At 69.8% G+C, this 23,760-nt stretch carries 17 protein-coding genes and 3 pseudogenes; 11 read left to right on the top strand and 9 right to left on the bottom strand.

Features of this window, described 5'->3' with window-relative positions:
• Positions 1 to 343: 343 nt before the first annotated feature.
• Positions 344 to 788, top strand: a pseudogene (locus ACZ6ZQ_RS32440) (site-specific integrase); the annotation flags it as partial.
• A gap of 416 nt (positions 789 to 1,204) precedes the next feature.
• Positions 1,205 to 3,421: a protein kinase domain-containing protein gene (locus ACZ6ZQ_RS32445; RefSeq protein WP_469772092.1), complete on the top strand. Its 2,217-nt coding sequence runs from the start codon at positions 1,205 to 1,207 to the stop codon at positions 3,419 to 3,421.
• A 176-nt stretch (positions 3,422 to 3,597) separates the two neighbouring features.
• Here ACZ6ZQ_RS32445 and ACZ6ZQ_RS32450 read toward each other — a convergent pair.
• Positions 3,598 to 3,684: pseudogene (locus tag ACZ6ZQ_RS32450) on the bottom strand (glutamine synthetase); the annotation flags it as partial.
• A gap of 555 nt (positions 3,685 to 4,239) precedes the next feature.
• Between ACZ6ZQ_RS32450 and ACZ6ZQ_RS32455 the strand changes: the two are divergent.
• Positions 4,240 to 5,703, top strand: coding sequence for a serine/threonine-protein kinase (locus ACZ6ZQ_RS32455; RefSeq protein WP_469772093.1), 1,464 nt, complete (start codon positions 4,240 to 4,242; stop codon positions 5,701 to 5,703).
• 469 nt (positions 5,704 to 6,172) lie between these two features.
• Here ACZ6ZQ_RS32455 and ACZ6ZQ_RS32460 read toward each other — a convergent pair whose 3' ends face one another.
• The gene (locus ACZ6ZQ_RS32460; RefSeq protein ID WP_469772094.1) at positions 6,173 to 6,562 is read right to left on the bottom strand and encodes a hypothetical protein; all 390 of its coding nucleotides are present in this window, start codon (positions 6,560 to 6,562) and stop codon (positions 6,173 to 6,175) included.
• 678 nt (positions 6,563 to 7,240) lie between these two features.
• Positions 7,241 to 7,387, bottom strand: coding sequence for a hypothetical protein (locus ACZ6ZQ_RS32465; protein ID WP_469772095.1), 147 nt, complete (start codon positions 7,385 to 7,387; stop codon positions 7,241 to 7,243).
• A gap of 315 nt (positions 7,388 to 7,702) precedes the next feature.
• On the opposite strand from ACZ6ZQ_RS32465, the pseudogene ACZ6ZQ_RS32470 reads away from it, so the two are divergent.
• Positions 7,703 to 8,641 (top strand): annotated as a pseudogene (locus ACZ6ZQ_RS32470) (ATP-binding protein); the annotation flags it as partial.
• A gap of 766 nt (positions 8,642 to 9,407) precedes the next feature.
• Here the strand turns inward: ACZ6ZQ_RS32470 and ACZ6ZQ_RS32475 are convergent.
• Complete coding sequence (locus tag ACZ6ZQ_RS32475; RefSeq protein WP_469772096.1) at positions 9,408 to 11,093, bottom strand: recombinase family protein; 1,686 nt, start codon at positions 11,091 to 11,093, stop codon at positions 9,408 to 9,410.
• A gap of 40 nt (positions 11,094 to 11,133) precedes the next feature.
• On the opposite strand from ACZ6ZQ_RS32475, the gene ACZ6ZQ_RS32480 reads away from it, so the two are divergent.
• Entirely contained in the window at positions 11,134 to 11,739 is a 606-nt protein-coding gene (locus ACZ6ZQ_RS32480) for a thymidine kinase (RefSeq protein ID WP_469772097.1), read from the top strand.
• Between the two features lie 114 nt (positions 11,740 to 11,853).
• Here ACZ6ZQ_RS32480 and ACZ6ZQ_RS32485 read toward each other — a convergent pair whose 3' ends face one another.
• A complete protein-coding gene (locus ACZ6ZQ_RS32485; RefSeq protein WP_469772098.1) occupies positions 11,854 to 12,633 on the bottom strand; it encodes a VOC family protein in 780 nt (259 codons plus the stop codon).
• A 228-nt stretch (positions 12,634 to 12,861) separates the two neighbouring features.
• On the opposite strand from ACZ6ZQ_RS32485, the gene ACZ6ZQ_RS32490 reads away from it, so the two are divergent.
• Positions 12,862 to 13,716, top strand: coding sequence for a sulfurtransferase (locus ACZ6ZQ_RS32490; RefSeq protein ID WP_469772099.1), 855 nt, complete (start codon positions 12,862 to 12,864; stop codon positions 13,714 to 13,716).
• 264 nt (positions 13,717 to 13,980) lie between these two features.
• Here the strand turns inward: ACZ6ZQ_RS32490 and sepH are convergent, their stop codons facing one another.
• Positions 13,981 to 15,024, bottom strand: a complete 1,044-nt coding sequence (gene sepH / locus ACZ6ZQ_RS32495) for a septation protein SepH (protein WP_469772100.1) — start codon at positions 15,022 to 15,024, stop codon at positions 13,981 to 13,983.
• 467 nt (positions 15,025 to 15,491) lie between these two features.
• On the opposite strand from sepH, the gene ACZ6ZQ_RS32500 reads away from it, so the two are divergent.
• Positions 15,492 to 16,352 (top strand): hypothetical protein, encoded by an 861-nt coding sequence (locus ACZ6ZQ_RS32500; protein ID WP_469772101.1) that lies wholly within the window; start codon positions 15,492 to 15,494, stop codon positions 16,350 to 16,352.
• Positions 16,353 to 16,365: 13 nt separating this feature from the next.
• Here ACZ6ZQ_RS32500 and ACZ6ZQ_RS32505 read toward each other — a convergent pair whose 3' ends face one another.
• Both ACZ6ZQ_RS32505 and ACZ6ZQ_RS32510 read right to left on the bottom strand, forming a co-directional pair.
• Positions 16,366 to 17,688 (bottom strand): D-arabinono-1,4-lactone oxidase, encoded by a 1,323-nt coding sequence (locus ACZ6ZQ_RS32505; protein WP_469772102.1) that lies wholly within the window; start codon positions 17,686 to 17,688, stop codon positions 16,366 to 16,368.
• Positions 17,645 to 18,889, bottom strand: a complete 1,245-nt coding sequence (locus ACZ6ZQ_RS32510) for an MFS transporter (RefSeq protein ID WP_469772103.1) — start codon at positions 18,887 to 18,889, stop codon at positions 17,645 to 17,647. Before ACZ6ZQ_RS32510 ends, ACZ6ZQ_RS32505 begins: the two co-directional genes overlap by 44 nt.
• A gap of 108 nt (positions 18,890 to 18,997) precedes the next feature.
• Here ACZ6ZQ_RS32510 and ACZ6ZQ_RS32515 point away from each other — a divergent pair, with 108 nt between their 5' ends.
• Both ACZ6ZQ_RS32515 and ACZ6ZQ_RS32520 read left to right on the top strand, forming a co-directional pair.
• Complete coding sequence (locus ACZ6ZQ_RS32515; RefSeq protein WP_469772104.1) at positions 18,998 to 20,125, top strand: ferrochelatase; 1,128 nt, start codon at positions 18,998 to 19,000, stop codon at positions 20,123 to 20,125.
• A 20-nt stretch (positions 20,126 to 20,145) separates the two neighbouring features.
• Positions 20,146 to 20,946 (top strand): inositol monophosphatase family protein, encoded by an 801-nt coding sequence (locus tag ACZ6ZQ_RS32520; RefSeq protein WP_469772105.1) that lies wholly within the window; start codon positions 20,146 to 20,148, stop codon positions 20,944 to 20,946.
• A gap of 194 nt (positions 20,947 to 21,140) precedes the next feature.
• Here ACZ6ZQ_RS32520 and ACZ6ZQ_RS32525 read toward each other — a convergent pair whose 3' ends face one another.
• Positions 21,141 to 21,314, bottom strand: a complete 174-nt coding sequence (locus ACZ6ZQ_RS32525) for a hypothetical protein (RefSeq protein WP_385417616.1) — start codon at positions 21,312 to 21,314, stop codon at positions 21,141 to 21,143.
• A 340-nt stretch (positions 21,315 to 21,654) separates the two neighbouring features.
• Between ACZ6ZQ_RS32525 and ACZ6ZQ_RS32530 the strand changes: the two genes are divergently transcribed.
• Positions 21,655 to 22,308, top strand: coding sequence for a response regulator transcription factor (locus ACZ6ZQ_RS32530; RefSeq protein ID WP_266388256.1), 654 nt, complete (start codon positions 21,655 to 21,657; stop codon positions 22,306 to 22,308).
• A 4-nt stretch (positions 22,309 to 22,312) separates the two neighbouring features.
• The gene (locus tag ACZ6ZQ_RS32535; protein WP_469772106.1) at positions 22,313 to 23,551 is read left to right on the top strand and encodes a sensor histidine kinase; all 1,239 of its coding nucleotides are present in this window, start codon (positions 22,313 to 22,315) and stop codon (positions 23,549 to 23,551) included.
• The last annotated feature ends 209 nt before the right edge of the window (positions 23,552 to 23,760 follow it).

Raw genomic sequence — 23,760 nt, forward strand, 5'->3', positions numbered from 1 at the left:
CCTCCATCCCACCCGCATCGGTCACCTTCAGCGGCCCCGACCGGCCCAGCACGGCCCTGGGCCCCGCGTCCGGCTCCCAGATGGCTCCCAAAACGGGGTCGCACAACAAGTCAGGGCCGGTGCTGGTCTCCCAGTACCGGGCACGACCTGGTGTTTCTCTGTCGGGGGGCGGGATTTGAACCCACGACCTCTTCGTCCCGAATAATGTGCGGAAAGATCGCTGACCTGCATCACTTGACTTCTATGCAGGTCAGGGCGTTGGTACGAGTTGGTTCCCGTGGGCGGCGATCCGCACGGTTTTCTTGATCCACTCCCCGCTCACTCCCCAGGGCGGATCCATCTGGTGGCCGAGGTCCTCAAGCTGCACAGGGAGAAGTTCCCGCCCGTGACCGTCACGCTGCCCTGGCTGCGGCCTGACGGCCCGCTCGTCACCAAGCGGCTGCTGTTCACACGCATGCATAGACGGCGGTGGGGTGGTCCGCCGAACCGACTTCAACACGCGCGTGTGGAAGCGGGCGCTCGTGGCGGCCGGCGTCATCCCCGAGCCGAAGCCCGGCGAGCGGCACCAGGCCGTTCGCGAGCACGGCATGCACGCGCTCCGGCACTTCTATGCCTCAGTACTGCTGGATGCTGGGGAGAACATCAGGGCCCTGAGCGCGTACCTCGGGCACACCGACCCCGGCTTCACGCTGAGGGTCACGCACCTCATGCCGAGCAGCGAGGGGCGGACCCGGAAGGCCGTGGACAGCATGTACGACGCCACCGATGCGGCGCCGGGCAAACCATAGACAGCCCAGGGCCGGTGAGACGCCTCCGGGGCCGACGGTCGGGTGACCGTCAGCCCCGGAGTGTCGCTCGCGGCCAGAGCGGGACGGTTGTCAGTGGTGGTTGTCGGCCGCTCCGGGTCACTCTGTCCGCACGTGGTCCACGGCAGCCAGACGCCCATTTTCGGGAAGGTGGGCGGGGTGCATGCCACCCGACCTGTGCTTCGTCACCTGGCAGCGGTCGCCGCGTATCCGGTCATATCCCGTACCCCCACTCTCGCTTTCCCGCTCATGAGCCGGACGCCGCCGAACGCGAAACGCGCACATTTCTGTACGATTTGCCCGCCATTGACTGGTGTGCGATACCTGGAGAGGGGCTTTCGAGGAGGGGGCAGTGATCGCCTGGGAACCCTGCCGGCCGTCCTGGAAGAGGCAGTGCCATGACCGGAGCGCACGAGGCCGCGGGGCGATTGATCACCGGACGCTACCGGCTTCTGCGCCGGCTCGGCGCCGGGGGCATGGGATGGGTGTGGCTCGCCTATGACCAGGAACTGGCCTGCGAGGTCGCGCTCAAGGAGATCGCTCTACCGCACGGCCTCACGGATCGCGAGGTAAGCGCCCGGGTCGCCAGGGCCCGCGGCGAGGCCCGGCACGCCGCCCGGCTGCGCGACCACCCCCATGTCGCCACCGTGCACGACATCGTGGAGGAAGACGGCCTGCCGTGGATCGTCATGACGTACCTCCCCGGCGCCACCGACCTGGAGGCGGTGGTGCGCGAGCACGGGCCGCTGCCACCCGCCGAGGTGGCCCGGATCGGGCTGGCTGTCCTGGACGCCCTGCTGGAGGGCCACGGACTCGGCGTCCTGCACCGGGACGTCAAACCTGCCAACATCCTGCTGACCAGCCCCGACCCGCGGCCCGGGTACCGCACCAGGGGCGGGCAGGTGCAGCTGACCGACTACGGCATCTCGCTGGAGCTGAGCTCCGGCGAGCCGCGCCTGACCGCCACCGCCGAGATCCTCGGGACCCCGCGCTTCATGGCCCCGGAACGAGCCCGCGGCGAGCCGCCCACCCCGGCCTCCGACCTGTATGGGCTCGGCGCGACCTTGTATTTCGCGCTCGAGGGGACCGGGCCCTTCGAGCGCGACACCGACTACGCCACGATGGCCGCCCTGCTCTTCGAGGAGCCCACCCCGCCCAGGCGAGCAGAGGAGCTGGCCCCGGTCGTGCTCGGGCTGCTTGCCAAGGACCCCGGACAGCGCATGTTCGGCGACGAGGCATCCCGCCGACTGGCGCAGATCGCCGCCGCGCCCCACCTTCCCCCTTCGCCACCAACGCCCCTCCCGGAAGAGGAGCCGCCGCCCAAGCGGGCACCCACCGTGAAATCACCAGTCCCCCAGGAACCGGCCCCGCGGCCCCCGGTGTTTGCTGCGCACAGCCAGCTGGCCGCCTCGCCGACCGAGTCCATGCCGCCCACTGGGCCGGTGGAACCGATCGGCCCGCCCCCAGGAGAAGGCGGCGCGACCCGGCCGGGGCCCGGCCCGCCGGGATCCAGGCGCCGGCTGACCAAGCTCATCGCGGGGGCGGTGCTGGCGGCACTGGCCGCGGGAGGCAGCGCCATATACCTGACACAGTCCGGCTCCCCGAGCCCTGAACCCACCGTCACCGCTCCCACCACCGCCCCACCCACCACTCCGCCGGCCACCACTGTCCCGCCCACCACTGTCCCGCCCACCACTGCGCCACCCATCGCCCCGACATCCGTGACCTCGATCCGGGTCGGGAACGAGCCAGCGGGCGTGGCGGTGTCCCCGGACGGGCGCCGGGTCTATGCGGTCAACTACGGCTCGGACTCGGTATCGGTGATCGACACCGCCGCGAACCGCACCGTGGGCAGCCCCATCCCCGTCGGCAACCTCCCGGGGGGCGTGGCGGTGTCCCCGGACGGGCGCCGGGTCTACGTGGTCAACTACGGCTCGGACTCGGTATCGGTGATCGACACCGCCGCGAACCGCACCGTGGGCAGCCCCATCCCCGTCGGTACGGACCCGTCGGAGGCGGCGGTGTCCCCGGACGGGCGCCGGGTCTACGTGACCAACGGCATCTCGGGCTCGGTGTCGGTGATCGACACCGCCGCGAACCGCACCGTGGGCAGCCCCATCCCCGTCGGCGAGTCTCCGCGCGGGGTGGCGGTGTCCCGGGACGGGCGCCGGGTCTACGTGGCCAACGATGGCGGCTCATACTCGGTGTCGGTGATCGACACCGCCGCGAACCGCACCGTGGGCAGCCCCATCCCCGTCGCCTCCGGTGCGTCCGGGCTGGCGGTGTCCCCGGACGGGCGCCGGGTCTACGTGACCGACAACGGCATCTCGGGCTCGGTGTCGGTGATCGACACTGCCACGAACCGCACCGTGGGCAGCCCCATCCCCGTCGGGGCGCAGCCGGGGAGCGTGGCGGTGTCCCGGGACGGGCGCCGGGTCTACGTGACTAACTACGCCTCGGACTCGGTATCGGTGGTCGACACTGCCACGAACCGCACTGTGGGCAGCCCCATCCCCGTCGGCAACCTCCCGGAGGGCGTGGCGGTGTCCCCGGACGGGCGCCGGGTCTACGTGACCAACTTTGGCTCGGACTCGGTATCGGTGATCACGTTCTAGAGGACGTCTGAGAAGTCAGGAGCGGCCCCGCGCGAGACAGAACGTACGACGACGCCGCAGATGCGGCGCCGGACGGCCCACAGACGGCCCAGGGCCAGTGAGACACCTCCGGGCCGACGGTCGGTGACCGTCGGCCCGGAGTGTGGTTCAGGCTCAGTACCGGCCCTGACCTGCGCTTACAGCACCGGCAGGTTCTTCCGCAGCTCGAAGGCCGTGACCTCGCTGCGGTACTCCTCCCACTCCTGCTTCTTGTTGCGCAGGAACTTGTGCAGCTCCAGCAGGGCCCTGGAGGGGTCCGCACCGGGGCCCTCGTGCAGGCAGCAGGCAGTTGTTCATTAGTCGTTGTTGGCCCGTTACCGGCCACTGCTCGACGGCCCACAGACGGCCCAGGAACAGGGACGCACACGGCTCCGGAGGCCCTGTGCCTCCCACACGTATCCGCTGGTCAGTGGCTCGGAACGTGACGACACGGAGTCCTCGTCCACGGATAGGCCGCGAGCGCATGCCAGCCCCCGGCCTGCTAGTCGCTGCCAGCCAAGCGCTCAATCCAAGCGAAAGACTCTCGGTGACCGGTCACGTCGGAGAGTGAGCTCACCATTTTGGCCCCATGTCAGCGTCTAGTGCCGGCCGAGTCCAAGCTTCGAATGATTTGCCCCTCCCTCAGGCATGTGCGATACCAGAAGAGGGAGCTTCAATGATCGTCGGGAAACCCTGCTGGCCATCCTGGGAGAGGGAGCGCCGTGACAGGAGGACGTGAGGCTGCGGGGCGCGTGATCGCCGGGCGTTATCGCCTCCTAAGTCGACTCGGCTCGGGAGGCATGGGCCGCGTGTGGCTAGCCTACGACGAGGAACTGGCGTGCAAGGTCGCACTCAAAGAGATCGCCCTGCCATCAGATGTCCCGGAATCAGAGTTGAGCGCCCGGATCGCCCGGGCCCGCCGCGAGGCCCGTCATGCCGCCCGGCTTCGCGACCACCCTCACGTCGTCACTGTTCACGACCTGGTGGAGGAAGACAGGCTGCCGTGGATCGTCATGGCGTTCGTTCCCGGCGCCACGGACTTGGATGCGGTGGTGCGTTCCCATGGGCCGCTGTCGGCCGTTCAGACCGCACGGATCGGGCTGGCAGTTCTGGACGCCTTGCGGGAGGGCCACCGGCTTGGCATTTTGCACCGGGACGTTAAACCGGCCAACATCCTGTTGGCTGGCCCTGCCTTGGACCCGCGGCCCGAGCATCACCCCGCGGGCGGAAAGGTGCTGTTGACCGACTACGGCATTGCGTTGGAGCAGGACTCGGGCGCCACCCGCCTGACAGACACCACCAAGGTGATGGGGACCCCGCGCTACATTGCGCCGGAACGTGCCCGCGGTGAGCCGCCCACGCCTGCCGCCGATCTGTTCGCGCTGGGGGCCACCCTCTATTTCGCGGTCGAAGGAAGAGGCCCCTTCGACCGCGACTCCGACTACGCCACGCTGGTCGCCTTGCTCTTCGAAGACCCCGCCCCGCCGCGCAGGGCAGCGGATCTGACCCCACTACTCTTCGGGCTTCTGGCCAAGGACCCTGCCCAGAGAATGGGAGGCGCCGAAGCCGCAGGACGGCTCGCCCTCATCGCCGCCGAGCCGCCGCCACCGACCCTGCCGGCGGACGGGCCGCCGCCCACACCACCCCCGATGCCGAGGCTGGCGGGCCCCCAGGAGGCGACCTCATCTCCTGAGCCACATCCCGTAGTCGCTCCCCCCACCGCCACTGCACCGATCACCGCCCGGCGCACCGCGCCTACATCCGGGTCTTCGGTCCGGGTCGGCGAGGGGCCAGCTGGGGTGGCGGTGTCCCCGGACGGGCGCCGGGTGTATGTGGCCAACCACGCCTTGGGCTCGGTGTCCGTGATCGATACCGTGAGGAACCGGACCGTGGGCGTGCCCGTCCCGGTCGGCGAGGGGCCGTGGGGAGTGGCAATGTCCCCGGACGGGCGCCGGGTCTACGTGGCTAACCACGATTCGGGCTCGGTGTCCGTGATCGATACTGCTGCGAATCGCACCATGTGTGACCCAATTCGAGTTGGCGAGGGGCCGTCTGGGGTGGCGGTGTCCCCGGACGGGGGCCGGGTGTACGTGGCCAATTCGCGCTCTGGCTCGGTTTCGGTGATCGATGCCGCGAGGAACCGGACCGTGGGCGTCCCCGTCCCGGTCGGCGTGTGGCCGGAAGGGGTGGCGGTGTCCCCGGATGGGCGCCGGGTGTACGTGGCCAATGCACACTCGGGCTCTGTGTCGGTGATCCCGTCATAAGGGAAGCGGGGCGTAAAAATTGGGCTCTCACGCTGGCTGCGGATCTGGCTTCTTGACTCCTGGGTCAGGGCCGAGCGCAAGAAAGCTGTGAACGCGGCCAACACCAGAGGCGGCGTCCCGTGCCCGATGCTCCGGCCTGGTCCAGACAACGGCCAAGTCCCGGACCACTGGCCTGGAGCTCTTCGTGGAAGGTGGTGACATCTAACCGCGCTTGAAGTAACCGCTGCTGACCCCTCTTCCCCACCTGTTCTGGCACGCATCTGGCACGGCTGCCACGAGACGGGCACCAGCTCCCCCTTGGCCGTCAGTCCTGCCGCTGACTACCGCTTTGTAAGTTCGATCAGGGTAGGTACCGACTGCTGGACCACCGCGCTTACGGTGCGGCACCTTCTCCATCGGGGAGCGTCGTGACCCGCTCGCGCGAAGTGGGCCGTGATCACCGGGACCCACTTCGCGAAGCGCGCACCAGCTAGGGCGCGATGGTGACGGTGGTCTCGACGGCCTTGTCCGGATTCGAGTTGCAGGCGAAGTAGATGCGCTCGGTGGTTCCGCGCTTGGCATGTTCGTTTATGTTGGTTGTGCCCACGAGCGTTCCGGAGGGGTGCGTTCCGGTGGTGTCAGGCTTGAGCTCCGTGATCCCGATGGGCGATCTCGCCGTGGTCTCGCCGCCGATGAGCGCGCCCTCGGCACGCCCACCCTCGCTGGGGTTCTCGCAGTTGCGCAAGGTCAGGATGACGGTTTCGCCGGGCTTTGCGGTCTTGGGGTCGACGGTGCCGATGGGTTCGCCGGCCATCGCCGCAGGGGCCGACAATCCCAGCACGATGCACCCCGCGACGGCGACAGCGGGTATTCGAAGCATGGTTGCCTCCTTCAGGCGCAATCTGTGGGGCTCGAACGGATGACCGAACCTCGTCCCTTCCGACCGTAGGGACGCATAGCGTGTGCCGCGATTCCGCTTAGCCCGAACGGGTGAACATCTCGGGTGGCAGTCGCTCACAGTGAGCTTGTGTGTTTAACCGTGCCGGTCAGACACACAACGAAGCCAGGCAGTCCCTGCTCTGGCGACCAGGCCAGATGGGCAACGAGGTGGGGCGGTGCAGTGAGGGTGGTCAGGCGCGGAGTGCTCGAGCCGTAGGCGCGGCCACCGACGGAGTCAAAGCGTTGCGTACGGGCCTGGTGGAGCCAGCCTTGAAGCGCGGCTGACAGGTGCCCGTGACGCTGACGCCAGCGACTGGCTAATGGCTGTGCGCGACAGGCGAGGCGGACAACCGCCTTAGGGGCGGGGTAGGGCAGGTCACCCGTGTGACCTGCCCAGTTCCGGCCCCCGCTGATCGCTGACCGTGTGTTCGGTTCGATCCCCGTAGCCTGGCTGAGGCAGACCCCGGCTGCTACCTCGCCGAGCTCGCCCACTCCCTGGTCAGCCTCGGCCTTGTGCTGGAGGAGCTGGACCGCCCGGCCGAGGCGCAGGCAGCAAGGAGCAAAGCCACAGCCTTCAGACCTGCGCATATTCGGGACGCTCGCCGCAAAGTCCGGGAAGCTAGGGAGTGGTGATGGTGGTGATCACGGCCTTCTTGCCGCCGACGGCCTTAGGTGTGACCAGGAGGTTCGCGGTGGCAGCTGTTTGGGACGGCGCAAGGTCGGTGGAGCGGCTTTGGGCGGGAGCTGCCATGAGGCGAGAGATCATGGCCCCTTACGCTGGCCGCGAATCGGGCTGGCTCCTCGCCTGCCCGCAATTGCCCGATCGGGGCCATGATCTTCGAGGCTCGCCCCATGGTGGCTGCGTAAAGCCGTGGAGCCGACCGCCCCAGCCACGACGGGCCTCCTCCACCGTCAACCCTTCGCCGTTTTGGCGTGCGGCCGGCGGCCGGGCCGTGCCGGGCGAAGACAGGTGCGCGGGCCGAGCCGTCGGGCCGCGCGCTGCCGCGCCGTGCGCGGCAGGAGCGCCTTGAAGAAGTAGAAAAGGTCCTACCAGGCTTTCCGAAAAAATGGGGACTGCTGCATGATCGGATGCCTCGGCCCGTCCGTGCCCGTCCCCGCCCCGTTCCTCACCGGCCCCCAGGGAGCGGGCAAGTCCACCGGCGGGCGGATGCTCGTACGGATCATCGAGGGCATGAGCAGCGATCTGCGCCGGCCCCCGAAGGACGAGGAGAACCTGATCGCCGCCGTGGCCGCGGGCTGGGTCACGGCCCTGGACAACCTCTCCCACCTCGCCCCGGACCTCTCCGACCTCATGTGCTGCATCGTCACCGGAGCCGAGACCATCAAACGCGCCCTGTTCACCGACGGCGACGTCGTCCGCTCCCGCTACCGACGTCCCCTGCTGCTGACCGGCATCGACGTCGGCGTCATCCGCCCCGACCTCGCCGAACGGCTCCTGCCGCTCCGCCTGGAACGCCCGCGGGTGCGGCGGACCGAGGCAGAGCTGTGGGCGGAGTTCGAAGAGGTCCTGCCCGTGATCCTCGGGTCCCTGCTCGACCTGACCGTCAAGGTCCGGGCCGCGCAGGCCGACATCCCCACCGACCTGCGCATGGCCGACTTCGCCCACCTCTGCGCGCAGCTCGACGCGGCCACCAGCCTCGGAGCGCTGAACGCCTACCGGGCGAGCCTGGATGACCTCAACGACGACGTCATCGAGGGCGACCTGCTGGCCCAGACCGTCCTCAAGCACGCTGCCGGCCTCACTCCGGGAACGGAAGTGCGGATGACGTCGACCGAGTGGCTGCACTGCCTCACCCAGCTCTACACGGGCGAGGACTTCCGCCCGCTTCCCAAGGGCTGGCCGACCACGGGCAAGGTCCTGTCCGACCGCCTCAAGCGGCAACCCACGCTCGCCGCCCGCGGCGTCCTCGTCGACTGGGGCCGCACCAACTCCGCCCGCTACATCGAGATGACCCGGCCGTCCGCCCCGACGTCGGAGCAGCAGGACGCTGTGTTCTAACCGGCTCCACCACGGCTGTGCCCGCACAAGCAAGAGGAGCACCCGGCCGGGGGCGCGGCGTGCTCCTCTTGCTGTTTCCGGCGGCAACGCCGCCGCTGCCAAGGACGTGCCGCGAAGCGGCTCCTTCTTCACGCTCTAAAGGCGCGCATCACCACAGACACCCCAACCCCCTTTTCCTAACAAGGGGAACGCTGCGTCACCCGCGTCACGACACACCGGCGAACGGCATGTGACCTGTGGCTACACCAGTGACGCAAGAGCACGAAAGCTGCGTCACCCCGCGTCACCTGCGTCACCAGTGACAAACCAAGTGACGGGCCAGTGACACACGACCTGACCCGCTGCGACACGCAAAACCGCAAGTCAGGCGCGCGAGAGACGCAGATGACGCAGTGACGGAGAAATCAGCACCTAGGACACGCGACGAGCAAGGGGAGCTGTCGTTCCCTTTGCCCTCTTCCTCGGAGGTAGTTCTGATCGCTTCAGCTCTCCGCAATGCTGCGGGCCTGGAAGCTTCGTCCCTTCCGGCGGCCAGTGAGATCATCGGTCTCTCATGGTGGCCGTCCGGTATCGACGTTTCCCTGACGGATGAGTGCTCTGACGCCGCGATCGTGAAGTACACCACCCCGTTAGACCGGGCAGGGGAGGGCCGCCGACGAACTGCGCAGGGCGCGTCAGTTCCTCCGAAGCGAGATCGAGCGAGTCCGGCGCGTGGCGGCAAGTGGCGGATGTCCCTGAACCCATGCAATGCCTCGATCCTTGTCGGCTACTGGGGCTCTCGTTCGGCCAGCCGCATTGATGCCTCGATCGCGTCGATCACGTCCATGCCGATGCGAAGCTGCCGTTCGTCGAGCTGACCGGCGAGAACGTGCTCCTGCGTCGGCAGGTTGTACGTGACGACCCCGTGCACGAGGTTGTCCGCCAGCTCGACGTGCATCGCCCGGGCCATTTGCCGAACGTCGCCGAGTTGAACCAGAAACCCGAATTTCTCGCCGGGAATCGGGTCGCGGTACACGTTGACGGCTACCTGGTGCTGCTTGAGGAACAACTGCTTGCCCTCGTCGTCCCGCGAGTTCCAGATGTCGGCGAAGGTGCGTCCGGTCAGGGCGAACTTCCCTCGCTGCTGCTCGTACTCAACCAGTTGAGCGCGCAGGCGTGCCAACTTGGCGGACTGGGAGTTCAGCAGGGACCAGTAGACCTCTTCCTTCTCCGGGGCGTCGTACCTACCCGCCCCGAAGTCGGCCTTGAGGCGTTCGAGCCGAGCCTCCGTGGCTGTGATGTCGGATGTGGGGTCGTGCAGGTCGGCCACCAACTCCCGCGCTTCGGGGAGGCGCCCCATGTGCTCCAGGAACACCTTGGTGAATTCGGCCTCGAGATCCGCCGAGTTCACTGCGGCGGGACTCGCGCATGTGCCCTGGACCTTCTGCCGGCTGCACTTGTAGCGGGAGTAGTGCCACTCTTTCGCCGGTCGGTCTCCCACGGCTGGCTTTCGGTTGGTGTACACGGCCCTTGTCAGCGGCCCCTCGCACGAGCCGCACGTGGCCACGCCTACGAGCATCGCCCGGCTCTTTGTGACTTTTGGGCCGAACGCCCGGTTGTCCTGGAGCTTCAGGACCAGCTTGTTCCAGGTGGCGAGGTCGAGGAGGGGCTTGTCGGTGATCAGGCGCGGGTTGCCCTCGCCGTCCTCCACGATCTCGCCCTTGTAGGTGTACAGACCTGCGATCTTGGGGTTGAGGAGGAGGCCGCGGATCGACGAGTTCGACCACTTGCTCTCCTGGGCCCGCTTACTGTTCGGTTGGATACGTGAGAGCCATGTCGGCTCACCTCGGGCGGAGAGATCGCGTGCCACGGACCGCAGGCTCTCCCCGCCGAGCACCCTTTTTGCGATCTCCTCTGTGAGCTCGCGGTAGTGGTCGATGGGTTCGAGGCGCTTGCCTGCCCCGGTGCCGACCGGGACGATTTCGTAGCCGAAGGGCGGCAGGCCAGCCACCCAGGTCCCGGCCGTGAGCCGGGTCTGGACGGCGTCGATCGCCCGGGACCTGATGGTGTCCAGCTCGCCCTCGGCGAAGACTGCCAGGATCTGGGCGAACATCTTGCCCATGGGCGTCGACATGTCGATCCCTTCCTGGGTCGACACGATGATCTTTCCGTTCTCCTGGCACCACTGCACGACTTCGCTGAAGTGGGCGACGCGGCTCAACCGGTCTACCTTCATCACGCAGAGTGCATCCCAGAGGCCCTTTTGGTCATCGTCGAACCACTTGCCCAGCCCAGGCCGCTTGAACGGGTGGAGGCCCCCTGAGACGTCTGTGTCCTTGGCCCAGGCCACGACGCGAGCCTCCCGGCCTGGTGTGTCCACCCAGTGTTGGACGTGTTCCTGCTGACGGGAGATCGAGGTCGAGTCGTCCGTGTCGACGGAAAGACGGAGGGAGCCGAGGACGCGAAGGGTCATGATGGGACTCTAGCCAGGAAATGGTGAATGCCTCAGCAAAATGACCTTGGCGCTGCAGATCGAGCACAACCGTTCGGCTCGTGGCCTGCAAGGTGTGATCTTCACCCGTGACGACCGGGCCGGCGAGGGGAAGCTCTCGTCGCGGCTGGGTCTGGTCACCGAGGCGGTCCAGATCGTCGAGGCCATGGATCTGTACGCGTATCTCGTCGACCACATGACCAAGGGCGGCAAGGCGGACTACCTGATCGTGGACGAGGCCCAGTTCCTGGCGCCCGAGCAGATCGACCAGCTCGCCCGGATCGTGGACGACCTCGAACTGGACGTCTTCGCCTTCGGGATCACCACCGACTTCCGGACCAAGCTCTTCCCGGGATCCCAGCGTCTCTTCGAGCTGGCCGACCGGATAGAGGCCCTCCAGGTCGAGGCGCTGTGCTGGTGCGGTGCGCGCGCCACGCACAACGCGCGCACCGTCGGCGGGGAGATGGTCGTCGAGGGCGCCCAGGTCGTGGTGGGGGACGTCAACCAGCCCGCGGAGGAGATCGGCTACGAGGTGCTGTGCCGACGCCACCACCGCCGCCGCATGACCAGCGCGACGGCCCACGCGGGCGCGCTGTCCCCGGACGTACTGCCGGTCACCGCCGGCTGACCGTACGGGCCCGGGTGGACGGCGGCCCGGCCGGGCGGGCGATCGTGATCACTCGTCCGTCGCGACTCCGCACGATCGTGATCACTCGTCCGTCGCGACTCCGCACGATCGTGATCACTCGTCTCTCGCGGTCCGTACGATCGTGAAGGTCGCGCCCTCCGGGTCCGCGACCATCGCCTGCCGCCCGCTCGTGCCCTCGCGCGGCGCCTGCAGGACATGGCCACCGAGGTCCACCACCCGGGCCGCCGCCTCGTCGGTGTCCTCGACCTCGAAGTACGTCATCCAGTGCGAGCCCTTGTCGCGGGGCAGGCTGTGCCCCACACCGTGGAGGGACGCCACCGGGCGGGCGTCCAGGTGCAGGGTCACGTAGTCGAAGTCGGCCGAGACGACCGCCTCGACGTCGTAGCCGAAGACCGACTGGTAGAACTTGCTGACCGATGACGTCTCCCGGGTCACCAGCTCGTTCCAGACCGGTGTGCCGTGGGTGCCGAACAGAGCGGTGCCGGTGTGCGCCGCGGCCTGCCATACGCCGAAGATCGCGCCCTCCGGATCCGAGGCGATGGCGAGCCGGCCCGCGTCCGCCGCGTCCAGCGGCCCGACCCCGACCGTGCCGCCGCAGGCCCTGATCAGCTCGGCGGTCTCGTCGACGTCGTCCGAGGCCATGTAGGTCGTCCAGGCGATCGGCAGATGGCGGTCCGGCGGGAGCTGGCCGATGCCCGCCACTTCCTTGCCGCCGATCAGTGCGCGGACGTACGGGCCGAGCTGTTGTGGGCCCGGGACGAAGTCCCAGCCGAACAGAGCCCGGTAGAACTGCTGCGTCGCGGAAAGCCCGTGCACCATCAGGCTCACCCAGCAGGGTGTGCCGGGTCTGCGCCGAGTCGCCTCGGTCGTCATTGTCACTCTCTCCTCGGACCATCGTCGTGGCCGTGCGGGGGGACCGGATGGGGGCCGTCGATCGGGACGGCCGCACATCCCGTGCAGATGCTTGCACCACCGGGCGTGCGGCGCGCCCCGGCCGCGCCGCATTGGCCGGGATCCCACAGGGAGGATGCCCGTTTTGGCATGCCCCATCCGTTCCGCTGCTGTCACGGGTCCGCCGTGCCCTGCGCGAGGATGGCTCTTATGAACCCCATCATCACCGCTACCGAACTCGCGAGCGAGTCGGCCGGCCCGCGTCCTCCCGTGCTGCTCGACGTCCGCTGGCAGCTGAGCCTGGCCAAGGCGGCCGGCGCTCCTCCCTTCGACGGGCGGGCCGCGTACGCGGCCGGGCACATCCCCGGCGCCGTGTACGTCGATCTCGACTCCGAGCTGGCGGGCCCGCCCGGGGCGGGCGGCCGGCATCCGCTGCCGGACGTGGCGGCGTTCGGCGCGGCGATGCGCCGCGCGGGCGTGTCGGCCGGCGCGCCGGTCGTCGTGTACGACGGCGGGCAGGGCTGGGCCGCGGCGCGGGCGTGGTGGCTGCTCCGCTGGACCGGGCACGCCGATGTGCGGGTCCTGGACGGTGGCCTGGAGGCCTGGGACGGCCCGGTGACCACGGAGATCACCATCCCGGCGCCCGGCGACTTCACACCGGTGCCGGGTGGCCTGCCGCTGCTCGACGCGGACGGTGCGGCGGCCCTGGCCCGCTCGGGGGTGCTGCTGGACGCACGGGCCGCCGAGCGCTACCGGGGTGACGTCGAGCCGATCGACCGGGTCGGCGGCCACATCCCTGGCGCGGTCTCCGCGCCGACCACCGAGAACGTCATGGCCGGCGCGAGGACCTTCCTGCCCGCGGAGGAGCTGGCGGCCCGCTTCAAGCGCCTCGGCGCCACGGATGCCCCGGAGGTCGGCGTCTACTGCGGTTCGGGCGTCTCCGGCGCCCACGAGGTCCTGGCGCTGGCGATCGCGGGCATCCCGGCGGCGCTGTACGCGGGGTCGTGGTCGGAGTGGTCCTCCGACCCCTCCCGCCCGGTGGCCACGGGCCCGGACCCGCGGTAGCGCCCCGGAGCTGGAGGCCAGTCCCAGACCCCCGTACGGCCCTCGGCCGTGTTCTCAAGCGCCGGACGGGCTCGGAATGAGCCCCGCTCGGGGTTCCCCACGCCGCAGGGCGCAGGGGGAGACCGAGGCGCGGCGGTTCGGGGGCTCGGGGGCAGAGCTTCCCACGCGGCGGAGCCGCACATCGACACAGCCGGAAGGGCGGGCGGCGCAGCGCGGAAGGGCTCGTACGGGAATCCGTACGAGCCCTTCGGCATGGCGCAGCGCCTACTCCTGCTTCTTCCTCCGCGTGCCGAACACGATCTCGTCCCAGCTCGGCACCGCGGCCCGGCGGCCCGGACGGACGCCGTCCGCCTCGGCCTGGCGGTCCGTGGTGCCGGTGAGGCGGTCGCGGTGGCCGCTGACGGAGCGGGGCATGAGCACGTCCGCGTACGCGGAGCCGGCTCCCGCGGAGGCCGCGGGAGCCGGCGGCTCCTCGGAGTCGGGCTCCTGGGCGGCGGGGTCGGTCGCGGGAGGGTCGACCGGGGCGGGGCGGTCCGGGACCACCATGTCGCCGCGGAAGCTCGGGACCGCCTCCAGGAGGCTGGTCAGGGAGTCGCGCTCGGTCTCGTCGGGCTCGGGCGCCGGGACCGGCGTGGGCCGCTCCAAGGCTCGGTCGAGGGCGCGGTCCAGCGGCCTGTCCCGCGGCAGCCGGGCGATGCGCGGCACGAACGGGAAGCTCGGCTCCTGCGTGATCGTGTCGTCGGTCTCACCGATCAGCGCGCGCGCCTCGTCGTCGACGGCCTGGACGAGCCGCCGCGGCGGGTCGTACGTCCAGCTCGCCGAGTGTGGCTCACCCGCCACCCGGTAGACCAGCAGCACCTCCCAGGTGCCGTCGTCACGGCGCCAGGAGTCCCACTGAACGGTGTCCTTCTCGGCACCGCGCAGCAGCAGTCGCTCCTGCACCGCCTCGCCGAGCTGGGGGCCGGTGTTCTCCCCGGGGCGGCGTACGGGCGTCTTGCGGGCCCGCTCCGCCATGAACGCGCGCTCTGCGAGCACGGGGCCCTCGAAGCGCCGCACCCGGTCGACCGGGATGCCGGCGAGCTGAGCGACCTCCTCGGCGGAGGCACCGGCCCGTATACGTGCCTGGATGTCGCGCGGGCGGAGGTGGCTCTCCACCTCGATCTCGATCTGGCCGAGGCGAGCGCGGTCGTTGCGCACGGCGGCGCGCAGGCGCTCATCAATCGGAAGCGTGTACTCCGTACTGTCCGCAGCCTTCAGCACCAGTCGTGTGCCGTCGTTGGAGACGGCCACGACACGCAGTTCGGGCATGGGGACCTCCCGGGTGGTGCCTGCCGACGTCACGTGCGTCGCTGCTTCCGCTAGTCGAGTGTGGCCTGCCCGGGTGCAGCCTGCCACAACCTTGCCGAGTTGCCCGGCGTGTCGGGCACGGGCCCTGGATCGCCGTTATGGCACGGTTACCTGTTTGCAACGCAGTGTGACGTGCTCCGTCACACAGCGCAGCGGGTGACCGTGCGATGCCGCGGCTCCGCCGGTTCGAGTGCCGCTTTCGGCCCCCTCCCGTAAGCCCGGACGCCCATGAGGGAGACCGGACCCAGGGCTCGCCACAGTACTCCATTCGGGCCATCGGGGTGGACCGGCGCGCCGCCGAACTTGTCGCGGGGGGCGGGAGTTGGGTCGCTGTACCCAGGATCCACGGGTGTCATGCTTCACAGAATCGCCAGAAATGGAACCTTTCGATTCGCTCAAATGTCCCTTCTTGGTGCACGGTGGGACAGATGGGTGAGCGAAGGCTGGAGATGGATCACGACCGGGACGACCGCGACCGGAGCGCGGTGCAACAGAAGGATCGGCGGCTCGATTTGAGCGTTCCGCAGGTCGCTGGCAGTGCGCTCGCGGCCGTCGCGGCGGCGGTGCTCGCCTCCCGGCTCGGCGTCTACGGAACGGTCATCGGCGCGGGTGTGGTCAGTGTCGTGGCGACGTGTGGCGGCTCCGTCTTCCAGCACCTGTTCCGGCGAACCGGCGAACAGATCCGCGACGCCGCGACGCACCCTCGGTCCAAGGCCCGCCAGACGCCCGCCGGTTCGGCGCGTGAGGATCTTCCGCACGGGGAGTTCGGCGAGGCGACGACCCACGGCACCCGCGTCCGCGGCCGGAAGCGGTCCGCGCTCGCCGCCGCCCTCGTCTTCGGCGTCGCGATGATCGGTATCACCGGATACGAACTCGCTTCCGGCCAGGACCTCGGCGGGGGCAGGGGCACGACCGTCGGCTCCGCCGTACGCGGCGGTGGCGACGGCAAGTCCGCGCCGGAGAAGTCCCCTTCGGGCACCACCCCGCGGCAGAACCGGGACGGCGAGCGGAGCGCGTCGGAGGACAGCGGCTCCGGCGACGACCGGAGCCCGGGCGGGAACCCCGGGCGCCACGACGGAACCAGCAACGACACGGGCGAGGGCAGTACCGGTTCGGGAACGGGCAGCGGTTCAGCGACGGGCGGCAGCGGCCAGGACGGTGGGCCGGACGCATCCGAGCCGGCCCCCGGCCCGACTGCGTCCTCCGGCGGAGAGGACCCCGCCCCGGCGCCCACGCCGCTCCCGTCCATGTCCCCGCCCGCCGGAGCGGACGGTCCGGATGTCCCGTAGCCCCGGACAGCCCTTAGGCGCCAAGCACCCGCCGCAGGTAGTCGTTGCCGAACACCCGCTCAGGGTCCAGCCGGTCCCGCAGTGCCGTGAACTCGCCGAACCGTGGATAGGCGCCCTCGAAGTACTCCGCGTCGCGCGTGTGGATCTTGCCCCAGTGCGGACGCCCGCCGTGCGCGGTCATGATCCGTTCGACCGCGGTGAAGTACGAGCGGTACGCCGTGCCCTTGTACATGTGCACGGCGATGTACGCGCTCTCTCGGCCCGAGGCCGTGGACAGCGTGATGTCGTCGGCCGGGGCGGTCCGTACCTCCACCGGGAAGCTGATCCGCAGCGGCGAGCGTTCGATCATCGCCTTCACCTCGCGCAGCGCCTCGACCGCGGCCTCCCGCGGAAGCGCGTATTCCATCTCGACGAAGCGCACTCGGCGGGGACTTGTGAAGACCTTGTAGGGAATGTCCGTGTACGTACGGGCAGACAGGGCGCGGCTGGAGAGCTTCGCGATCGCCGGAATGGTGCCCGGCACCGCCCGGCCCAGTGAATTGACCACCTGGAAGAGGCCGTTGGAGAGCAGCTCGTCCTCGATCCAGCCGCTGACCGCTCCGGGCGGGGCGACCGGACCGGCGCTGCGGTTGTTGCGCTTGGTGTTGCAGTTGCCCGTGTGAGGGAACCAGTAGAACTCGAAGTGCTCGTTCTCCGCGTGCAGCTCGTCGAACTCGGCCGTGACCCGGTCGAAGGGCATCGGCTCCTCGCGGGCCGTCAGCAGGAACAGCGGCTCCACTGCGAAAGTGATCGCGCTGACCACGCCCAGTGCACCGAGGCCGATCCGGGCCGCCGCGAAGATCTCCGGATTCTCCTTCTCGGAGCAGTGCAGCACCGAACCGTCCGCCGTGATCAGCTCAAGGCCCCTGATCTGCGCGGCGATCGAGGCCGAATCGCGGCCGGTGCCGTGCGTCCCGGTACTGGTCGCACCCGCGACGGTCTGCTCCATGATGTCGCCCATGTTCGTGAGGGACAGATCCTCACGGGTGAGGGCGGCGTTCAGCCGCTTCAGGGGCGTACCCGCCTCCACGGTCACCGTCATCGCCGTACGGTCGATCTCCCGGATACCGGTGAGCAGATCCGGCCGGATCAGTACGCCGTCGGTCGCGGCGATCGCGGTGAACGAGTGGCCCGTGCCGACCGTCTTCACCCGCAAGCCGTCCTCGGCTGCCCGGCGCACAGCGGCGGCCAACTCGTCGGCCGTGGCAGGCGCGACCTCCCGCACCGGGCGGGCGGTCACCGTACCCGCCCAGTTACGCCACGCGTTCGCCGTGCTGGTCCTGGATGTGCTCGTCATCCTGCCCCTCCCGCGTCGGTACCGGCCTGCGCAGCCGGCGGTACCCCAGGAACGCGACCGTGACCGCGAGCGCTCCCGCCACGGCGGGCACCACGTACGCCGCACCGGCCCCGTACTCGTCCACCATCCATCCTGAGGCCGACAAGCCGAGCGCCACACCGACCGCGAGTCCGGTACCCGTCCAGGTCATGCCCTCGGTCAGCTTGGTGCGCGGTACGTGCGCTTCGACGAGGGCCATCGTGGTCACCATCGTCGGTGCGATGGCCAGGCCTGCGACAAAGAGCGCCACGGCCAGGATCGTCAGGTTCCCGGCCAGTTGGAGGGGGATCATACTCACGGCCATCGCGCAGACACCCAGCACCCACCTGCGGGACGGCTCGCCCTTGAGGTGGAGCAGTCCGAAGACCGCTCCGGCCACGCAGGAGCCCAGCGCGTACACCGCGAGAACCAGGCTCGCTGCGGCCTTGCTGCCCTGCTCCTCGGCGAAGGCCACCGTCACCACGTCCACCGAGCCGAAGATCGCGCCCGTCGCGACGAACGTGGCCACCAGCACCTGCAGACCGGGGGAGCGCAGCGCGGATCCGCCGGAATGCTCCCCGCGCGGGTGCGGTACCGGCTCGGTGGCGCGCTGCGCCGTCAGCCAGAGGACACCGATGACGAGGAAGGCGGTGGCGAGCAGCGGACCCGCCTCCGGGAACCAGATCGTGGAGAGGCCGATGGAGATGATCGGGCCGAAGATGAAGCACACCTCGTCGGCGATCGACTCGAACGCGTACGCCGTGTGCAGCTCGCGCGGCGAGCCGTGGTAGATCTCCGCCCAGCGGGCCCTGGTCATCGCACCGACGGCCGGGATGCAGCCGGCGCAGGCGGTGAAGGCGAACAGCATCCAGCTGGGTGCGTCCTGCTGGGCGCAGACGAGGAGGCCCGCCACCGCCGCCACCGAGATCAGCATGGCGGGCCGCAATACCCGGCGCTGACCGTGCCGGTCGACCAGCCGCGAGACCTGCGGGCCCAGCACGGCCGCCGACAGCGCGAGCGTCGCGGAGAGCGAGCCCGCGAGACCGTACCGCCCCGTCAGCTGGGAAACCATGGTCACGATGCCGACGCCCATCATGGACAGGGGCATTCGGCCGAAGAAGCCGGCGGCGGAGAACGCCAGGGTGCCGGGGGCGGCGAATATCGCGCGGTAGGGACTGGGCAAGGCGGCGCTCCGTAAGGAATGTGGACGGCCGGTACAGCTTACGGGTTAGGTAACCCTTACTCCAGCGCCGTTTCCCCGCTGTCAGAAGGGGGTGGCAGGATCGGGACCATGTCCGAACAGCTCGATCCCGCCCCCTACGACGCCCTGCTGCTGCTCTCCTTCGGCGGCCCCGAGGGCCCGGACGACGTGGTCCCGTTCCTGGAGAACGTGACGCGCGGCCGCGGTATCCCGAAGGAACGCCTCAAGGAGGTGGGGCAGCACTACTTCCTGTTCGGCGGGGTCAGCCCGATCAACGACCAGAACCGGGCGCTGCTCGACGCACTCCGCGAGGACTTCAGGGACGCGGGCCTCGACCTGCCGGTCTACTGGGGCAACCGCAACTGGGCGCCCTATCTGACCGACACACTCCGGGAGATGGTGCTGGACGGGCGCAGGCGCATCGCGGTCCTCGCGACCAGTGCGTACGCCTCGTACTCGGGCTGCCGGCAGTACCGGGAGAACCTCGCGGACGCGCTCTCGGCCCTGGAGGCCGAGGGGCTGCCGCTGCCGCGCGTCGACAAGCTGCGGCACTACTTCAACCACCCGGGGTTCATCGGCCCCATGGCCGAGGCGGTGCTCGCCTCGCTCGCCGATCTCCCCGAGGACGTACGCGCCGGGGCTCATCTCGCCTTCACGACGCACTCCATCCCGGAGGCCGCGGCGGACGCGTCGGGGCCGCTCTGGGAACACGGCGGGGGCGGGGCGTACGTGAAGCAGCACCTCGACGTGGCGCGGGTGATCGTCGACGCCGTGCGCGAGGAGACGGGGACCGAGTACCCCTGGCAGCTCGTCTACCAGTCGCGCAGCGGCGCCCCGCACATCCCGTGGCTCGAGCCGGACATCTGCGACCACCTCGAGGAGCTGCACGGAGCGGGGGCGCCGGCGGTGGTGATGGTGCCGATCGGGTTCGTCTCGGACCACATGGAGGTCCTTTACGACCTGGACACCGAGGCCACCGCCAAGGCCGCCGAGCTGGGGCTGCCGGTGCGGCGCGCGGCGACGGTGGGAGCGGATCCGCGCTTCGCGGCCGCCGTCCGTGACCTGGTCGTGGAGCGTGCGGCGACCGAGCGGGGGAAGGTGGTGGAGCGGTGCGCGCTGGGCGCGCTCGGACCGTCGCACGACCTGTGCCCGATCGGGTGCTGTCCCGCCCGGTCGGAGCGGCCGGCGGCGGCCGGCGCCGACAGCCCGTACGCGTGAGTCCTACGAGGGAGCCCTACGTGACCGATCCCCTGCTCGGTGAACTGCTGTCGCTGGCCCTGGAGGCCGGGCGCAGGGCCGGAGCGCTGCTGCGCGACGGCAGGCCGGACGACCTGGCGGTCGCCGCGACCAAGTCAAGTCCGATCGACGTCGTCACGGAGATGGACATCGCCGCCGAGAAGCTCATCACCGGCTTCCTCGCCGAACGCCGGCCCGACGACGGCTTCCTCGGCGAGGAGGGCGCTTCGACGGCGGGCAGCAGTGGTGTCCGCTGGGTGATCGACCCGCTCGACGGCACGGTGAACTACCTGTACGGGCTGCCGACGTGGGCGGTGTCCATCGCGGCCGAGCGGGACGGCGAGACGGTCGTCGGGGTCGTCGAGGCGCCGATGCGGGGAGAGACGTACCACGCGGTGCTCGGGGGCGGTGCGTACTGCGGGAACCGGCGGTTGCGGTGCCGGCCCGCGCCGCCACTGGACCAGGCGCTGGTCTCGACCGGCTTCAACTACGTCCACGCCGTACGCAGCCACCAGGCGGACATCGCCCAGCAGCTGATCCCGCGCCTGCGTGACATCCGGCGCAGCGGCTCCGCGGCGGTCGACCTCTGCGACGTCGCAGCGGGCCGGCTCGACGGCTACTACGAGCGCGGCCTCCATCCCTGGGACCTCGCGGCCGGCGACCTCATCGCCCGCGAATCCGGCGCCCTCACCGGCTCCCGCCCCGGAGAGCCGCCCTCCGGAGCCCTGGCCATCGCGGCCTCACCTGGCGTCTTCGAGCCACTGCAGCGCCTGCTGGACGACCTGGGCGCCTGGCACGACTGACCCTTCCCCCTGGGGGCATGGGGCCGGAGTCCCCCTGTCCCCCCTCGGGCCCGTTGCCGGAGCTCCTTCCGCCAGAGGCGGGTGTTCCGTGAGGGTGGAGCGTGCGGGCAGAGTTTTCTGCACCCCCGTAAAAGCGCCCGCGCATGGAAGAGGGCCCGGCGCCGTCCTGCGGCGTCGGGCCCTCTCCGGGGTGGTCAGGCGCTGGCGGCGCCGACCTCCACGCCGTGCTCCGCGGCGAGGCGATGCAGGTCGTCCAGCTCGGCCTGCTCGACGTCCACCAGGAAGTCGTCGCCCGTCTCGCGGGCCCGCGTGAGGTCGGTCTCCGTGGCCTTGATGCGCTGCAGTAGTCCTGCGGTGAATGCGTCCATGGTTGCGCCCCCTCGTCGTGGGTCGGTGGCGGGGTGATCACGCTCCCTCCCTGGGGGACAGAGAGCGGGGTGTGGCAAGCCACATACATGGCGTGATCGCGGGTGTGCAGTCGTCCTCCCCAGGGCCACCCTCAGAGAAACCTCAACTCATCCAGGAATCCCGCGAATTCCCGCTGCCCCCGTCGGCCCCGTCTCCGCCTTACATCCGGTTTACGCGCGTAAGGGGCAGGATGGAGGCACACAGTCAGTGCTACAGATCCAGCCACTGACCCTCCGGTCTGCCCTGATCACAGGGGCACGTCGCAGGGGTCACGGCAACGCCAGAGGAAGGACCAGCCACGTGCGTGTACTCGTCGTCGAGGACGAGCAACTGCTCGCCGATGCGGTGGCCACCGGACTGCGCCGGGAGGCCATGGCCGTCGACGTCGTGTACGACGGCGCCGCCGCACTGGAACGCATCGGGGTGAACGACTACGACGTGGTCGTCCTCGACCGCGACCTCCCGTTCGTCCACGGCGACGACGTCTGCCGCAAGATCGTCGAGCTGGGCATGCCCACCCGTGTCCTGATGCTCACCGCCTCCGGCGACGTCAGCGACCGCGTCGAGGGCCTGGAGCTCGGCGCGGACGACTACCTCCCCAAGCCCTTCGCGTTCACCGAGCTCACCGCCCGCGTCCGGGCCCTGGGCCGGCGTACGACCGTGCCGCTCCCGCCCGTCCTGGAGCGCGCCGGCATCAAGCTCGACCCGAACCGCCGCGAGGTCTTCCGCGACGGCAAGGAGATCCAGCTCGCTCCGAAGGAGTTCGCCGTGCTGGAAGTCCTCATGCGCAGCGAGGGCGCGGTCGTCTCGGCCGAACAGCTCCTCGAGAAGGCCTGGGACGAGAACACGGACCCGTTCACGAACGTCGTCCGGGTCACCGTCATGACCCTGCGCCGCAAGCTCGGGGAGCCCCCGGTGATCGTCACCGTCCCGGGCTCCGGCTACCGGATCTGACCCGATGGCCACCGCACCCGCGCCCCCCGCGGCGCCCCCGAAACCCACCTGGGACCCGAGAGAGCCCGTCGGGCCCTGGCTGCGCCCCACCATCCGGATACGGCTCACGCTGCTGTACGGCGGGATGTTCCTGATCGCCGGCATTCTGCTGCTCTCGATCATCTATCTGCTCGCGGCGCAGGCTCTGCACGCGGCCAACGAGATGCCCTTCAAGCTGTTGCCCGAGAGCAAGGTCCAGCTGACCAGCAACGCATGCCCCGCGCTGCAGTCAGGGCTGACCGCCGACCAGGCCAACACGGCGCTCAAGGTGTGCTTCGCGGCCCAGCGCCAGGAGGCCCTGGACGAGCTCCTCACGCGCTCCCTCTTCGCGCTCCTCGGCCTCAGCGTCATCGCGTTCGCCTTCGGCTACGCCATGGCGGGCCGCGTCCTCTCCCCGCTCGGCAAGATCACCCGCACCGCGCGCCGCGTGGTCGGCTCCGACCTCTCCCGGCGGATCGAGCTGGACGGCCCGGACGACGAGCTGAAGGAGCTCGCCGACACCTTCGACGAGATGCTGGACCGCCTGGAGCGGGCCTTCTCGGCCCAGCAGCGGTTCGTCGCCAACGCCTCGCACGAGCTGCGTACGCCCCTCGCGATCAACCGGACGCTGCTGGAGGTGCAGCTCGCCGACCCGGGCGCCCCACCCGAGCTCCAGCAGCTCGGGAAGACCCTGCTCGCCACCAACGAGCGCAGCGAGCAGCTGGTGGAAGGCCTCCTGCTGCTCGCCCGCAGCGACAACCAGATCGTGGAGCGCAAACCCGTCGACCTCGCCGAGGTCGCCGGTCGCGCCGTCGACCAGACCCGCGCCGAGGCCGAGGCCAAGGGCGTGGAGATCCGCGGCCGGCGCGCGCTCGCCGTCGTACAGGGCAACGGCGTCCTGCTGGAGCGGATCGCGCTGAACCTGGTGCAGAATGCCGTGCGGTACAACGTCCCTGAGGACGGCTGGGTGGAGGTCACCACCGAGACCCAGCCCGGCCAGGCCGTGCTGGTGGTGGCGAACACGGGCCCCGTGGTTCCGGCGTACGAGATCGACAATCTCTTCGAGCCGTTCCGGCGACTGCGTCAGGCGCGTACCGGCAGTGACAAGGGCGTGGGTCTCGGCCTGTCGATTGCGCGATCCGTCGCGCGCGCCCATGGTGGCCGTATCATCGCGGAGCCGCGCGAGGGAGGCGGCCTCGTGATGCGCGTGACCCTGCCGGTCTGAGGCGCGTTCTCGATGCTGTCCGCCGGAAATCGCTCTGTTCGCTTTACGCGGAATTTTCGGGATCGGTGCCCGAGAGTTTCATGTGTGATCGATCACAGGCGCGAATTTCCAGCCATCTACTCTCCGTGATCAAAGATCCTGTCGTAAAGCCTGGAACGTCCGGGTTTTCAGGGGTCCAGATCACGGGAAGTACACGGGGTGGCGCCCGT

Source organism: Streptomyces sp. NPDC053673, from assembly GCF_055585225.1.